The organism is uncultured Halorubrum sp. (assembly GCF_937146585.1).
Taxonomy (GTDB): Archaea; Halobacteriota; Halobacteria; order Halobacteriales; family Haloferacaceae; genus Halorubrum; species Halorubrum miltondacostae.
Genome location: NZ_CAKZRO010000069.1, coordinates 1 through 12,914 on the forward strand (window position 1 = coordinate 1; position 12,914 = coordinate 12,914).

The window sequence follows — 12,914 nt, forward strand, 5'->3', positions numbered from 1 at the left end:
ACCGCCACGACCCGGGCGAGACGTGCTCGACCGAGGCCATGGTGAAGAGGTTGAGATGTAGGTGATCGGACACGGCGCTCGATACGCGCTCCGGGGTAATACGGGCACAGGAAGTGGCGGCACTTGTCGCTGTCGCGGACGGTCGGCGAGCGGGGCGCGGCGACGACCGGATGTCGCGACGGTCGACGGACGACCGCGCTACGCCGAGACGGACTCCGGCGACGAGACGTACGCCGCGAAGTCGGAGGTCGTGATGATCCCGATGGGCTCGTCGCCGTCGACGACCGGGACGTGGTGGAAGCCGTGTTCGAGCATCGTCGCGGCGACCGCCGACACGTCGTCCTGCGCGCTCGCCGTGATCGGGTCGCGCGTCATATACCGCTCGACGGTCGTCTCGGCCTTCGGCCGGCTCTTCGCGACGATGTCGACGAAGTCCGTCGAGGTGAGGATCCCGACGAGCGACCCGCCGTCGTCGACGACCAGCACCGAGCTGATGTCGTTCTCGAGCAGCACGGCGGCCGCGTCCTCGACCAGCGTGTCCGGCGTCACGGTGTGGAGGTCCGACGACATCAGCCGCGCGACGAAGACGTCTTCGATCTCGTCCATACCCGAAACACCCTCCCTCACCGTATAAGCGTTCTCACAGATACCGTGAGAGGCCCGACTGGCGGCGCGGGCCGTCCCCCTCGGGCGCGGCGACCCACGCCGTCCGCTCGTCGCGGAGGCGGTCCCGGTCCGCCGCCGGCGGGTCGGCCGCCTCGAACGCGGGACACCCGTCGCCGCACTCGCGACCGGGGTCGACGACGCGGTCGAAGTGCGCGCAGCGCGGCCGCCCGTCGGCCGTCGCCTCGCCGTGGACGCACGCCGGCGGGTCGGGCCGCCACCCCTTCCCGTACGCGCGCTCGGCGATCCGCCGCCGCTTGCGCGCCTTCGCCGCGGGACCGACGAGCGCGACGTCCGTGCGCGAGGGTCGCTCGTCGCGGATCTCGACGCCCGGCGCGGCCGGGTCGAGCGACGTCGGCTCGCGGACGACCTCGCGTTCGCCCGTCTCCGGGTCGAACCGCCAGACGCCGACCGGCTCCGGGATCCGGTTGAGGTGTGCGCGGGTGACGTAGGAGGCGGTCGCGAGGACCACCTCGTCGAACAGGCCGAGCGCGACGTCGTACCGCAGCTGGGCCTCCAGGTCGCCCGGCGTGCCGAGGTCCGGCTTGTTCTCGACCGCGACGAGGTCGCCGACCCAGTCCTCCGGGTAGCGCGCCGTCGCCCGCACGACCGGTCGCCCGTTCCGGCGCTCGCGTTCGAGGTAGCCGACCTCGACCGCGCGCTCGACGACGGCGGCGGCCCGGTCCGGCGGCAGGCCGAAGGCGTCGGCGACGGGGACCGCCTCGCCCGGGCCGACCGCGGCCTCGATGGCGGTGTCGGGGATCCGCTCGGCGCTGATCGCGGCGCGGTCGTCGAAGCCCGCGCCCGGCGACAGCAGGCAGACGTCGACGATGCGCGTGCCGGGCGTCTCGACGCCCGCGCCGAGCTGGCGGGCGACGACCCGGTCCGGGGATTCGAGCGCGGCGCACAGTGCCAGCTCGAACCGGTACTCCATGTCGGCGGAAGGGACGCCGCGGGGTAAAACGCGTCGGCGGCCGCGCCCGCGTCCCGGCTCGGCTTCCGGCCGACTGCGTCCGCGCCCCGGGTCGAAACCGGTATTCCCCGGGGGACCGTACGGCGACCATGCGCCGGGTCACCCGGAACCTCCTCGTCGCCATCGCCTTGGTCGTCGTCGCGCTGCTCGCGCTCGGCGCGCTCCCGAGCTACCTCGGGAGCGGCGATCCGTACTACCTCACGGCCGAACCGATCGAAACGAACGGGACCACCGCCGACGTGAACAACGTCTCCGACCGGCGGTACCCGTACCTCGTCGGCGCGATAGAGAGCGCGGACGGGCGCTCCGACGGCTACCAGACCGGCCCCTTCGGCATGAAGGAGTGGTTCACCCACACCCCGTTCGACGAGGTCGACGCGATCACCCAACAGTCGCCGGCGGCCGCGACGGAGACCGGCGTGCGGGTGCGTCGCGGCGGCGAGACGTACCACGTCGAGGTGGTCCGCCCGTGACGGGCGACCCCGACGACGCGCCGGCCCCGACCGACCCGGCGGACGGCAATTCCACGTCGGCCCCCGCCGCCGACCTCCGCGACCTCCCCGCGTTCGACGACGGGCGGAACCACTCGCTGCCGGGCGAGCCGGAGTGGCCGGTGCGCGAGGTTGTCGTCGAGTACGACGAGGGATGGTTCGTCGGCGGCTACGACCGCGTCGAGCAGCCCGACGGGACGGAGAAGCGGTACTACTGGGCGGAGCTGTCGCCCGCGACGGTGATCGTCGCGGTCGCCGACGGGCAGGTGCTGTTCGTCGAGCAGTACCGTCCCACGGTGCGGAACACCCAGCTCGAACTGCCCGCGGGGATCGTGGAGTCGGGCGAGTCGTACACCGAGGCCGGGGCGCGAGAGCTCGCCGAGGAGACCGGCTTCGAGCCGTCCGCCACGTCGCTGCTCCAGGAGGTGTGGTGTTCGACGGGCGTGTTGCGACACCAACGCGGCTACGTGTTCGCGGAGGGGCTGGAGCCGGTCGACGTCGACCACGACAGCAACGAGTTCCTCACCCCGCGGGCGGTGCCGGTCGACGAGGCGCTGGCGCTCGCCCGGGAGCCGCCGACGAACGACGCGACGCTCGAGGGCCTCCTCCTCGCCGAGCGCGAGGGGCTGCTGTGAGGCCCCGCCGTCGGGCCGCGTAAAACCCGACGCGCGTCCAGTTCACGGGGCCAACGCGGAGGTATTAGTCGCTGCGGCCCCTCGGTAGACGTATGAGTCACGCTTCGGAGCAGTCGGTGTTGCTGTCGGACGATCCCCCGCTCGACCTCCGCCTCTCGGACGACGAGCTGGCGGCGACCCGCGAGCGCATCGTCTCGTTCATCCGCGACGTCGTCGACGACGCCGGCGCGGAGGGCGCGGTCCTCGGCCTCTCTGGCGGTATCGACTCGACGCTCACCGCCCACCTCGCGGTCGAGGCGCTCGGCGAGGACGGCCTCCACGGCCTCACGATGCCCTCGGCGGTGAACGACGCGGACGTGATGAGCGACGCGGAGCGCGTCGCACACGACCTCGGGATCGAGTACGACGTGATCGAGATCCAGCCGATCGCGGAGGCCTTCTTCGACGCGGTCCCCGAGGCCGCGACCGACCAGATGGCGGCCGGGAACGTCTACGTCCGCACCCGCGCCGTGTTGAACTACTTCGTCGCCAACGCCGAGAACCGGGTCGTGCTCGGGACGGGCAACCGCGCCGAGGCGATGACCGGCTACTACACGAAGTACGGCGACCAGGCGGTCGACTGTAACCCCGTCGGCAACCTCTACAAACAGCAGGTGCGCCAGCTTGCCGCCCACGTCGGCGTCCCCCGCGAGCTCGTGATGCAGGAGCCGACCGCGGGCATGTGGGAGGGGCAGACCGACGCCGAGGAGCTGGGGCTCGACTACGACACGGTCGACGCCATCCTCGCGGTCCACGTCGACGGCGGCCTCTCGCGGTCGGCGACGGTCAGCGAGCTCGACGTGCCGGAGGAAGCCGTCGACCGCGTGGTCGACCTCTACGAGCGCAGCGCCCACAAGCGGGCGATGCCGCCCGCCCCCGAGCGCGGACTGTAACGTCTCGGTCGGCCCGCGTTAGAAGTCCCGCATCGCTTCGAGCACGTCGCGCGCGGAGCCGTCGTCGATGACCTCACGCGCCGCGTCGAGGCCCTCCTCGATGGAGCCGGCGTCGCCGCCCGCGTAGATGCGGAGGGCCGCGTTGACCGCGACCGCGTCCGCGAAGGGCCCGTCGCGTTCGCCCGTCAGCACCGCCTCCGTGATCTCGGCGGAGTCGGCCGCCACGTCGTCGACCGCGAGGTCGTCCTCTTCGAGGTCCATCCCGTAGTCCGCGGTCTCGATCTCGAAGTCGTCGAAGGACGCGCCCTCGCTGCCCTCGCCGTCGCCGCCGGCCGCGTCCCACTCGGCGACCTTCGTGTAGCCGGGCCGCACGTCGTCGTACCCCTCCATGCCCTGGAACATCAGGACGCGGTCGAGGTCGTGGAACTCGCTCTCGACGAACGTGTCGACCACCTTCTTCGCGAACGCGAGGTGGTAGAAGGAGCCGAGGTGGACGGACGCGCCGGCGGGGTTCGCCAGCGTCTCGACGGTGTTGACGAACGACCGGACGCCCATCATGTCGCGCCGGTCGAACAGGTCGTCGACGGCGGGGTTGAACGCGGGCTGGTAGTAGAAGCCGAAGCCGGTCTCGTCGACCATGTCCGCGGAGTCGGAGGGCGTCAGCTCGGTGTGGACGCCGAGCTCGTCGAGGACGTGCTTGTACGAGTCCTGCTTCTGCGTGGGCACGCGGTCGCCCGAGTGGACGACCACGGGGGTGCCTGCGGCGGCCGCGACCGCGCCCGCCGCGACGCCGAGGATCGCCGTCCGTCCTTTCCCGTCGTAGTTCGCGCCGCAGTCGACGGGGTCGGCGTCGGGTTCGGCGTACTCGACGCGGTCGCACATCACGTCGACGTACGCGCCGAGCTCCTCGGGCGTGTTCCGCTTCCAGCGGTTCGCGAGCCAGAACGCCCCGAGCGTGGTGGGGTCGGGCTCGCCCGCGAGGATGCGCTCGAACGCCTCGGTCGCCTGCGCGCGCGTCAGGTCGTCGGCCGACTTGTGGCCGGAGCCGCAGACCTCGGTCATCAGCCGCTTGAGGGGCCAGTCGCCGAACTCCTGGGTCGCCTGAGCCATACGCTCCGTTGGGCTCCTCGGACGAAAAGTCCCCCGTTCGACTCCCGGGTCGCGGGAACGGCTCCGGGGCGCGTCCCGCCGACCGATCCGACGCGACGACGCCGCGCGCGAGCGCCGAACCGGGACGCTACGACCGCTCTCGCCCGATCTGTGGTACTCGTTCCCAAACAGTTATCGGACGAACGTGCCGTCACGAGTCGTATATCTAGAAAAACCACTAGTTTCACTCGCTTTGTACGCTGTATCAGTATCTAAATAGCGTCAGAGTTATATGTACGTCCATCCGTTTAGCTATCGTACCCGATGACGTCAAAATCCGTCGCCACCGCGCTCACGCTGTATCGGTCCCGCACGCTGACGCTGGAACAGGCCGCGACCGTCGGCGGCTGCTCGACGGCCCAACTCGAGGAGAGCGCCCGGGCGTTCGCGCCCGCGCCGGGCGAGGCCCCCGCCGACGACTGAGGGCGACCGCGCCGACGGCGGTCGTCACGCCGGGTCGCGCGCGCCGACCGCCGTCTCGACCCCCCCGCTGTCGCTCCCGCCCTCCTCGTCGTCGCCTCCGCCGGGTCCGGCGTCCCGGTCCCCGCTCACGAGGAACTCCACCACGCCGGCGAGGAACTCGTCGTTGTCGCCGACGTTGTACCGGTCCGCGGCGATGAACCGGGCGTCGCCGACCGCGAGCACGTTGCCGTCCCGCACGGCGAGCGTGTGCTCTCGCTGCGTGTCGCTGTCGGCCGTCCGCGCGTTCGGGCCCGTCACCAACACCGGGTCGGCGTCGGCGGTCGAGCGCACCTCGGTCGGGGTGTACAACACCACCGACTCGGCGTCGCCGACCGACCCGTTCCCGTCCGTCAGCGAGGCGTTCTCCGGCGGCGCGGCGACGACGTGCCGGTAGTTCCCGTCGTTTCGCTCCTGGTCGTACACGTACCGCGTGTCGAAGTAGAGGTCGAACCGCTCGCCGAGCCCGCGCAGGTCGCTCTCCCGCTCCGCGAGCGAGGCCCCGAGGGCCCCGCCGGTCACCTCGAACCGGTTCGGGTTGCCGAATATCACGACGCGACCCCCCTCGTCCGCGAACGCCTCGATCGCGTCGAGCTCGTCCTCGGAGTAGTCGGTGTCCGGGTCGACGATCACGAGCGCGTCGGCGCCGTCGATCGCGGACTCGAGCCGGTCGGGGTCGTACTCCACGTCGTGGTTCGCCTTCGAGATCGCCTCCGACAGCGGCCCGAGCCGGCTCCGGTCGGCGCCCTCGGCGTCGATCACGACCGTCCCGCCCGCCGGAACGACCGGCGGCTCCGGCTCGATGGTCCCCGTCGACGGGAGGCCCTCGGTGACGGTCCGGTCGGGGTCGAACGTCTCGAACTCCGGCTGCGGCGGCGAGTCGACGGCCAGCGAGGGGACGACGGCCGCCCCGACCGCGATCGCCGCGGCGAGGACGACGGTGACGAGGAGCCCCTTCGCGACGGTGCCGCGCCGCCCCGCCAACGCCCCGCCGCTGGACGCGTCGGCCTCTGACTCCTCGCCGGGAGAGTCGTTCATCCGAACACCCCCGCGGCGTCGATCCGGCCCGCGTCGGTCGCGTTCTCGTCGGTCGCGTTCGCCCCCGCGTCCGCGCCGGAGCCGGTCCCGCCGACCGACCGCTCGTCGCCCGCCGTCGCGACCTCGACCGCCCCCCGCGAGTCGAGCGTCACCAGCGTCGCGTCGCCGGCCGCGACGGCGCCGGGGTGGGCCATCAGGACGGTCGGGAACGACCCCTGCCGCGGGGTGTTCGCGGTCCGGATCGGTTCGAACCGCTTCTCGTCGGCGCCTCCGGCGTAGTACGCCGCCCGCAGCGCGTACGTCGCGGTCCAGTCCCCGCCGCCGACGTCGGCCGGGGTGATGACCTCGACCGACGGGCGGTCGAGTCCGGCGCGGTCGGCCGCCGCCCGGATCGCCGCCCGGCGGTCGCCGATCGCGTCGGCCATGCCGTTCTCGACCGCGACCGACCCGCCGAAGACCCGCGCCGTCGCGACCTCGTTCTCCGTGAGTCCGAGCCGGTCGCCGCGGTGTTCGACCACGGACCCGACGAAGGCGTTCCGCGACGTCTCGAGCGTGGCGAAGAACTCGCGGTCGCCGAACCCCTCCACCTTCCTCGGGCCGGTGGTCCCGACCACGTCGTTCGGCTCGACGTCGGGCGGGAGGCTCCCGATCACCCCGACGCTCCCGACGAACGAACTCGGCTTCACGTACACCTCGTCGGCGGGCGCGATGGCGAAGTACGCGCCGGACGCCGCGACGCCGTCGACCGTCGCGACCACCGGCATCGACTCCCGCAGCCGCAGGGTCTGCATGTACATCGCCTCGCTGGCGGCCGCCGACCCGCCGCCGCTGTTGGCGACGATCACGACCGCGTCGGCCTCCGCGCGGGCCTCGGCGAGCATGGCTTGGTACTCGGTCGACAGTTCCCCGTCGATCGTCCCCTGGATCGGGACGACCGCGACCGTTCCGTCCGGTCCCGTGGCCGTGTCCACGGCGACGGGCGCGACGGCCGCTCCGAGGAGCACGCCGAGGAGCACGAACAGGACGTAGCTGTCGACGGCCCACGCGAGCGCGGACCGCGTACGCTCGAACATCATGTGGATTGTACACGCACACCATGATAAGTGCCGTGCCGAGCGTCCCGAAACTCGTAGGTACGACCGCCGCGTAGCGGACGTAATGAGTTTGGACGCCGACTGGCGGGCCGACCTCGACGCGGTCGACGCGGCCCTCGTCGACGAGTACCAGAGCGGCTTCCCCGTCGAACGCCGCCCGTTCGAGCGGGTCGCCAGCGAGATCGCGGCCGAGACGGGCGCCGAGGTCGACGCCGACGGGCTCCTCGAGCGCGTCCGGGACCTCCGCGAGCGCGGCGTGTTCCGGCGGTTCGGCGCGGTCCTCAACCCGCCCGTCATCGGGTCGTCGACGCTCGCGGCGGTGCGCGCGCCCGACGACCGGTTCGACGAGGTCGCCGGGGTGATCAACGGCTACCGGCAGGTGAACCACAACTACCGGCGCGACCACGAGTGGAACCAGTGGTTCGTCGTCACCGCGGGCTCCCGCGAGAAGCGCGACGAGATCCTCGAAGAGATCGAGGCGCGCACCGGCTGCGAGGTGCTGGCGCTCCCGATGCTCACGGACTACTACATCGACTTAGAGTTCCCCGTGGTCAACGCCGACCGGTTCGCGCGGGAGTCGCTCGACCACACCGACGTCTCCGCCACCCGCATCTCCGAGGACGCGCGCGGCGACCTGAGCCCGCTCGAAGCCGACCTCCTCCTCGCGATCCAGGACGGCTTCCCGCTGTCCGCGACCCCCTACGCCGACGTGGCGGCCGAGATCGACGCGCCGGTCGACGACGTGCTCGCGGCGGTCGAGCGCCTGCTCGCCGACGGCTGTATCAAGCGGATCGGCTGCGTCGTCAACCACGTCGTCACCGGGTTCACGAACAACTGTATGGTGGTCTGGGACGTGCCCGACGAGGAGCTCGACGAGCGCGGCGAGGCGGTCGGCAGCCTCCCGTACGTCACGCTCTGTTACCACCGCCCGCGTCGCCCCGACCAGGAGTGGGAGTACAACCTGTTCACGATGATCCACGGTCGGGAGGCGGAGGCGGTCGACGCGAAGATCGACGAGCTGGCGACCGACCACCTCCCGTTCGACCACGAGCGACTCTACTCGACCGAGACGCTGAAACAGACCGGCGCGCGGTACGAGGACCTCGTCGCGGACGCGCCGGACTCGGAGTCGGCGTAGGCCGCGGCGCGGGGCGCGTCCGGCGGCCGGACCGACCTCCCGCGAGCGGTTCCGTCCCGATCCCGGGCGCGTCCGCCGGAACGAGCGCATTTTTCCCGCGGCCCGCGGTACGACCCGCCATGACGGACGCCTTCGACAGACTCGGGTACGGGACGTACAAGCTGGCGGCCGGCGAGGAGTGCGCGGCCGGCGTCGCCCACGCGATCGAGACCGGGTACCGCCACGTCGACACCGCGCAGGGGTACGACAACGAGGCCTCGGTCGGCGACGGGATCGACCGGAGCGACGTCGACCGCGAGGAACTGTTCGTCGCCACGAAGCTCTCCACGGACAACCTCTCGTACGACGACGCGGTCGAGACGGCGCGCGCCAGCCGCGACCGCCTCGGCGTCGACTCGATCGACCTGCTGTACGTCCACTGGCCGATCGACAGCTACGATCCGACGGAGACGCTGCCCGCCCTGGACGACCTCGTCGACGACGGCGTGATCGACCGGATCGGGCTCTCGAACTTCGAGCCCGACCAGCTCGACGAGGCGCTCGACCGCCTCGACCACGACGTGTTCGCCCACCAGGTGGAGTGTCACCCCCTGCTCCCGCAGGAGCGACTCCGCGAGTACGCCGTCGAGCACGACCACTGGCTCGTCGCCTACTCGCCGATCGCGCGCAACCGGGTCGCCGAGGTCGACGTCCTCCGAGAGATCGCCGCGGCCCACGACGCGACGCCGGCGCAGGTGAGCCTCGCGTGGCTGCTCTCGAAGGAGCGCGTCGCGCCGATCCCGAAGGCGGCCGACTTCGGGCACGTCGCGGACAACTGGGCGGCCCGCGAGATCGACTTACGCGACGGGGAGATCGCCCGGATCGACGCGCTCGACCGCCGCGAGCGGATCGTCGACTTCGAGCGGGCCGCCTGGAACCGCGACTGATATCCGGAGCGCTCAATACCGGTACTGACGGCTCATAGTCGGTTTAACGGGCCTCCACGTCGAATCCCCGCCCGTGCCGGACCCGAACCCGCAGTCCGACGCCGGTCCGTCCGCCGACGGCTCGCCCGGCGCCGACGCGGACCCCGGCGGCGAGTCCGGCCCCCGCGACCGCCCGGCCCTCCTCGCGGCGACGCCCGGGACCGACGCGGTGCTGGAAAAGCTCCGCACGCTCGCCGTCCTCGCCGGCCTGCTCGCCCTCCTGGTGACGCTGATCGCCGTGGAGCTGCTCGTTCGCATCTGAGCTCGGCGGCGGACCGGAACTGAACGCGAGACCCCTCTCGATCCGGCGACGGGTCCGCGCTCGCGGTCGGTTTCACTTCCGCTTTCGGGCGCGTTTTTAAAAGGTCCGGGCACGACGGTCCGGGTATGAGCCAGTCCACGTTCGACGACGACGACCTGTTCGGCGAGGCGGCCGAGGAGACTCGCGCGGAGGTCGAAGAGCACCTCGCGGCGGCGCGCGACCAGCTCCCCGACCCGGACGCGGTGTGGGAGACGGACGCGGACAACGTCCTCGGCGCGCTCAACGGGCTGAAGTCCGCGCTCGACGCCGGCGACGCGATAGACAGCGTGCGCTCGGCGAAGAAGGCGTACGTCCTCGGCGAGCGCGCCGACGCGTTCGAGGACGCCGAGGACCTGAAGGCCGACATCGAGGAGCTCGAGTCGCTCGTCGGCGACATCGAGAGCGCCGCCGACGAGGTGGCCTCGCTCACCGGCACGGTCCCCGCGATCCGCGGGGCGCTCCAGGACGCGGCCGACGACGACGAGTAGCGCCCGCCCGCGTCCTCCCCCGTCCTCAGTCCGTCTCCCGCTCGACGACCGCGTCCGCCAGCTCCGCGAGCGCCGCGCTCGCGCGGTCGAGCAGCTCCGCGCCCCGCGCGGCGTCGCCCCCCGCGGGGTCGCCGACGACGCCGTTGTCGGTGAACTCGTCGGCGTCGTGCGCGAGGTTCACGCCGGCGACCCACTCGCCCCACCGGTCGGCCGCGCCCGCGCTCGCCTCGTCGACGCGCTCCTCGCGGACCAGGTCCGGATTCGTCGCGCGCAGCAGCGCCGTCTCCAGCGGGCCCGCGTGGCCCATGTCGCTCGCGTGCTCGCCGACGGCCTCGAACCAGGTGAACGCGACCCCGTACCCCGCGTGGGCGTCGTCGCGCGAGAACCGGCGGGCGACCTCCGCGAGCGCTTCGACGTTCCCCCCGTGCCCGTTGACGAACACCACGCGGTCGATCCCGTGCGAGACGAGCGACTCGGCGGACTCCCGGACGTACGCGCGGAACGTCTCCGGAGAGACCCACATCGTCCCGTCGAACGCGCGGTGCTCCTCGGCGACGCCGACCGAGACCGGCGGCGCGACCGCGACCTCGCCGCGGACGTCGTCGCGACCGGCGCGGTCCGCGTCGGCCGAGCCGTCGGCCCCGCCCGACTCCCCCGCCTCGTAGGCGTCCGCGCCCGCCGCCGCGACCGCGACGGCGTTCAGCGCGTCGGTGCCGAGCGGCGCGTGCGGTCCGTGCTGCTCCGTGCTCCCGACCGGGAGGAACGCGACGTCGACGTCGGCGTCGCGCACGTCGGTCCAGGCGACCTCGCTGAGGCGCATACCCTCACCTCGGCGGCCGGCGTCGTATAGCCGGCGGTCACCGCCCGCCCGCCGCTCCCGTGGTATTATGTCGCTCCCCGCGGATCGCGGCCGTATGAGCGGTGACAACGCGGATCACGATACGGAGGCGCACGATCCGGCTCCCGCCGTGACGTTCGGCCCGCTGAAGCGGGCGCTCCGCGAGCACCGCTACCCGGTGACGGCGGCGGAGCTCATCGAGCAGTACGGCGCGGCGACGCTGGAGACCCCCACGGCGACGGCGCGGTTCGACGCGCTGCTGGAGGGCTGCGAGGAGACGCAGTTCCGGGACCCGTCCGAGGTCCGCGAGGCGGTCCTCCGCGCGCTCGACCACGAGGCGCCGCTCGAGGCGGCCGCCGACGAGTGGACGGAACTGCCCCGTTGACCCGGGCGTCGCGCCGGCGACCCGGCGTCGTTTCGCGGGTCGCCCCGCCCGACGGTCCGGTGCCGCTCAGTCGTCGTCGCTCTCGGCGTCCTCGACGATCCGGGCGGTGCGCTCCTGTGCGCGGTCGATGAACTCCTGCGGGAGCTCGTCGATCTCGCCCGCCTGAACCCCCCAGAGGTGCGCGTACAGCCCGTCGTTGTCGAGCAGCTCGTCGTGCGTGCCGCGCTCGGCGATCTCGCCGCCCTCCAACACGAGGATCGTGTCCGCGTCCTTGATCGTCGAGAGTCGGTGGGCGATCGCGAACGTCGTCCGCTCCTCGGTGAGCCGGTCGAGCGAGCGCTGGATCAGCATCTCGGTCTCGGTGTCGACGTCGGAGGTCGCCTCGTCGAGGATGAGGATGTCCGGGTCCTTCAGCACCGCCCGCGCGATGGTGACGCGCTGGCGCTGCCCGCCGGAGAGCTTCACGCCGCGCTCGCCGACCATGGTGTCGTAGCCGTCCGGCAGGTTCTCGATGAAGTCGTGCGCCTCGGCGGCCTCGGCGGCCTCGCGGACCTCCTCGTCGGTGGCGTCGAACGTCCCGTAGGTGATGTTCTCGCGGACCGTGCCGTAGAACAGGTACGACGACTGCCCGACGTAGCCGATCGAGCGGCGGAGCGACTTGAGCGTCACGTCGCGGACGTCCTGGCCGTCGATCTCGATCGACCCCTCGTCGACGTCGTACATCCGGAGGAGCAGCTTGAGAACGGTCGATTTCCCCGCGCCGGTCGGGCCGACCAAGGCGAGCGTCTCCCCGCCCTCGACGGAGAAGTCGACGTCCTCGATGATCGTCTCGTCGTCGTAGCCGAAGGAGACGTCGTCGTACACCACGTCGCCGTCGCCGACGGTCAGGTCCTCCGCGCCCGGGTCCTCGGCGAGCCGCGACGGCTCGTCCATCAGCCCGAAGATCCGCGCGGAGGAGGCGCGGGCGCGCTGGTACATGTTGATGATCTGGCCGAACTGCGCCATCGGCCAGATGAACCGCTGCGTGTAGAGGATGAAGACGACGAACATCCCGACCGACAGCTCCCCGGTGAACGGCCCCGGCGGCGTCTCCTGGAACACCCAGAGGCCGCCGATGATGAACGTCACCACGAAGCCGATGCCGGCGAGCACGCGGAGCCCCGGGAAGAACTTGATCCGGGTCGTGATCGCGTCCCAGTTAGCGTCGAAGTAGTCCATCGAGACGTCGTCGACGCGGTCCGACTCGTACGGTTCCGTGTTCGACGACTTGATCACCTGAATGCCGCCGAGGTTGTTCTCCAGCCGGGAGTTCATCTTCCCGACCGACGAGCGCACCTCGGCGTACTTCGGCTGGATGATCTTGAT

16 protein-coding genes are annotated in these 12,914 nt (G+C 71.9%); 9 read left to right on the forward strand and 7 right to left on the reverse strand.

Annotation, left to right across the window (positions count from 1 at the left end):
• Window positions 1-198: 198 nt before the first annotated feature.
• Both Q0116_RS06350 and Q0116_RS06355 read right to left on the reverse strand, forming a co-directional pair.
• Complete coding sequence (locus Q0116_RS06350) at window positions 199-606, reverse strand: cyclic nucleotide-binding/CBS domain-containing protein (RefSeq protein ID WP_297886501.1); 408 nt, start codon at window positions 604-606, stop codon at window positions 199-201.
• A 34-nt stretch (window positions 607-640) separates the two neighbouring features.
• Window positions 641-1,597: a DUF5787 family protein gene (locus Q0116_RS06355; protein ID WP_297886502.1), complete on the reverse strand. Its 957-nt coding sequence runs from the start codon at window positions 1,595-1,597 to the stop codon at window positions 641-643.
• Window positions 1,598-1,725: 128 nt separating this feature from the next.
• Between Q0116_RS06355 and Q0116_RS06360 the strand changes: the two genes are divergently transcribed.
• The 3 genes from Q0116_RS06360 (at window position 1,726) to Q0116_RS06370 (ending at window position 3,694) form a co-directional block, all read left to right on the forward strand.
• Entirely contained in the window at window positions 1,726-2,109 is a 384-nt protein-coding gene (locus Q0116_RS06360; RefSeq protein WP_297886503.1) for a hypothetical protein, read from the forward strand.
• 116 nt (window positions 2,110-2,225) lie between these two features.
• Window positions 2,226-2,762 (forward strand): NUDIX hydrolase, encoded by a 537-nt coding sequence (locus Q0116_RS06365; RefSeq protein WP_297886515.1) that lies wholly within the window; start codon window positions 2,226-2,228, stop codon window positions 2,760-2,762.
• Window positions 2,763-2,854: 92 nt separating this feature from the next.
• Complete coding sequence (locus Q0116_RS06370; protein WP_297886504.1) at window positions 2,855-3,694, forward strand: NAD+ synthase; 840 nt, start codon at window positions 2,855-2,857, stop codon at window positions 3,692-3,694.
• An 18-nt stretch (window positions 3,695-3,712) separates the two neighbouring features.
• Here Q0116_RS06370 and Q0116_RS06375 read toward each other — a convergent pair whose 3' ends face one another.
• On the reverse strand, window positions 3,713-4,804 hold the full coding sequence (locus Q0116_RS06375; protein ID WP_297886505.1) for an anthranilate phosphoribosyltransferase: 1,092 nt from the start codon (window positions 4,802-4,804) through the stop codon (window positions 3,713-3,715).
• Between the two features lie 303 nt (window positions 4,805-5,107).
• On the opposite strand from Q0116_RS06375, the gene Q0116_RS06380 reads away from it, so the two are divergent.
• Entirely contained in the window at window positions 5,108-5,266 is a 159-nt protein-coding gene (locus tag Q0116_RS06380; protein WP_297886506.1) for a hypothetical protein, read from the forward strand.
• 24 nt (window positions 5,267-5,290) lie between these two features.
• Here Q0116_RS06380 and Q0116_RS06385 read toward each other — a convergent pair whose 3' ends face one another.
• Both Q0116_RS06385 and Q0116_RS06390 read right to left on the reverse strand, forming a co-directional pair.
• Window positions 5,291-6,340 (reverse strand): DUF4350 domain-containing protein, encoded by a 1,050-nt coding sequence (locus Q0116_RS06385; RefSeq protein WP_297886507.1) that lies wholly within the window; start codon window positions 6,338-6,340, stop codon window positions 5,291-5,293.
• Window positions 6,337-7,416 carry a S49 family peptidase gene (locus Q0116_RS06390; protein ID WP_297886508.1) on the reverse strand — a complete coding sequence of 360 codons (1,080 nt, stop codon included), beginning with the start codon at window positions 7,414-7,416 and terminating at the stop codon, window positions 6,337-6,339. The genes Q0116_RS06385 and Q0116_RS06390 overlap by 4 nt, the downstream gene beginning before the upstream one ends.
• 82 nt (window positions 7,417-7,498) lie before the next feature.
• On the opposite strand from Q0116_RS06390, the gene Q0116_RS06395 reads away from it, so the two are divergent.
• From Q0116_RS06395 to Q0116_RS06410, 4 genes are all read left to right on the forward strand, one after another.
• Window positions 7,499-8,572, forward strand: coding sequence for an Lrp/AsnC family transcriptional regulator (locus Q0116_RS06395; RefSeq protein WP_297886509.1), 1,074 nt, complete (start codon window positions 7,499-7,501; stop codon window positions 8,570-8,572).
• Window positions 8,573-8,691: 119 nt separating this feature from the next.
• Window positions 8,692-9,498, forward strand: coding sequence for an aldo/keto reductase (locus tag Q0116_RS06400; RefSeq protein ID WP_297886510.1), 807 nt, complete (start codon window positions 8,692-8,694; stop codon window positions 9,496-9,498).
• Between the two features lie 73 nt (window positions 9,499-9,571).
• The gene (locus Q0116_RS06405) at window positions 9,572-9,799 is read left to right on the forward strand and encodes a hypothetical protein (protein ID WP_297886511.1); all 228 of its coding nucleotides are present in this window, start codon (window positions 9,572-9,574) and stop codon (window positions 9,797-9,799) included.
• A 125-nt stretch (window positions 9,800-9,924) separates the two neighbouring features.
• Window positions 9,925-10,326 (forward strand): DUF5790 family protein, encoded by a 402-nt coding sequence (locus Q0116_RS06410; protein ID WP_006111523.1) that lies wholly within the window; start codon window positions 9,925-9,927, stop codon window positions 10,324-10,326.
• A 25-nt stretch (window positions 10,327-10,351) separates the two neighbouring features.
• Here Q0116_RS06410 and Q0116_RS06415 read toward each other — a convergent pair whose 3' ends face one another.
• Window positions 10,352-11,146 carry a creatininase family protein gene (locus Q0116_RS06415; RefSeq protein WP_297886512.1) on the reverse strand — a complete coding sequence of 265 codons (795 nt, stop codon included), beginning with the start codon at window positions 11,144-11,146 and terminating at the stop codon, window positions 10,352-10,354.
• A 94-nt stretch (window positions 11,147-11,240) separates the two neighbouring features.
• Here Q0116_RS06415 and Q0116_RS06420 point away from each other — a divergent pair, with 94 nt between their 5' ends.
• The gene (locus Q0116_RS06420) at window positions 11,241-11,549 is read left to right on the forward strand and encodes a hypothetical protein (protein ID WP_297886513.1); all 309 of its coding nucleotides are present in this window, start codon (window positions 11,241-11,243) and stop codon (window positions 11,547-11,549) included.
• A 66-nt stretch (window positions 11,550-11,615) separates the two neighbouring features.
• Here the strand turns inward: Q0116_RS06420 and Q0116_RS06425 are convergent.
• Window positions 11,616-12,914 (reverse strand): ABC transporter ATP-binding protein (locus tag Q0116_RS06425; protein WP_297886514.1); only part of this gene is annotated, 1,299 nt, incomplete at its 5' end.

Excerpts from the sequence above, each read along its gene's own strand:
- Q0116_RS06350 (WP_297886501.1), bottom strand. The coding sequence starts at position 606 with ATGGACGAGATCGAAGACGTCTTCGTCGCGCGGCTGATGTCGTCGGAC.
- Q0116_RS06355 (WP_297886502.1), bottom strand. The coding sequence starts at position 1,597 with ATGGAGTACCGGTTCGAGCTGGCACTGTGCGCCGCGCTCGAATCCCCG.
- Q0116_RS06360 (WP_297886503.1), top strand. The coding sequence starts at position 1,726 with ATGCGCCGGGTCACCCGGAACCTCCTCGTCGCCATCGCCTTGGTCGTC.
- Q0116_RS06370 (WP_297886504.1), top strand. The coding sequence starts at position 2,855 with ATGAGTCACGCTTCGGAGCAGTCGGTGTTGCTGTCGGACGATCCCCCG.
- Q0116_RS06375 (WP_297886505.1), bottom strand. The coding sequence starts at position 4,804 with ATGGCTCAGGCGACCCAGGAGTTCGGCGACTGGCCCCTCAAGCGGCTG.
- Q0116_RS06380 (WP_297886506.1), top strand. The coding sequence starts at position 5,108 with ATGACGTCAAAATCCGTCGCCACCGCGCTCACGCTGTATCGGTCCCGC.
- Q0116_RS06385 (WP_297886507.1), bottom strand. The coding sequence starts at position 6,340 with ATGAACGACTCTCCCGGCGAGGAGTCAGAGGCCGACGCGTCCAGCGGC.
- Q0116_RS06390 (WP_297886508.1), bottom strand. The coding sequence starts at position 7,416 with ATGATGTTCGAGCGTACGCGGTCCGCGCTCGCGTGGGCCGTCGACAGC.
- Q0116_RS06395 (WP_297886509.1), top strand. The coding sequence starts at position 7,499 with ATGAGTTTGGACGCCGACTGGCGGGCCGACCTCGACGCGGTCGACGCG.
- Q0116_RS06400 (WP_297886510.1), top strand. The coding sequence starts at position 8,692 with ATGACGGACGCCTTCGACAGACTCGGGTACGGGACGTACAAGCTGGCG.
- Q0116_RS06410 (WP_006111523.1), top strand. The coding sequence starts at position 9,925 with ATGAGCCAGTCCACGTTCGACGACGACGACCTGTTCGGCGAGGCGGCC.
- Q0116_RS06415 (WP_297886512.1), bottom strand. The coding sequence starts at position 11,146 with ATGCGCCTCAGCGAGGTCGCCTGGACCGACGTGCGCGACGCCGACGTC.
- Q0116_RS06420 (WP_297886513.1), top strand. The coding sequence starts at position 11,241 with ATGAGCGGTGACAACGCGGATCACGATACGGAGGCGCACGATCCGGCT.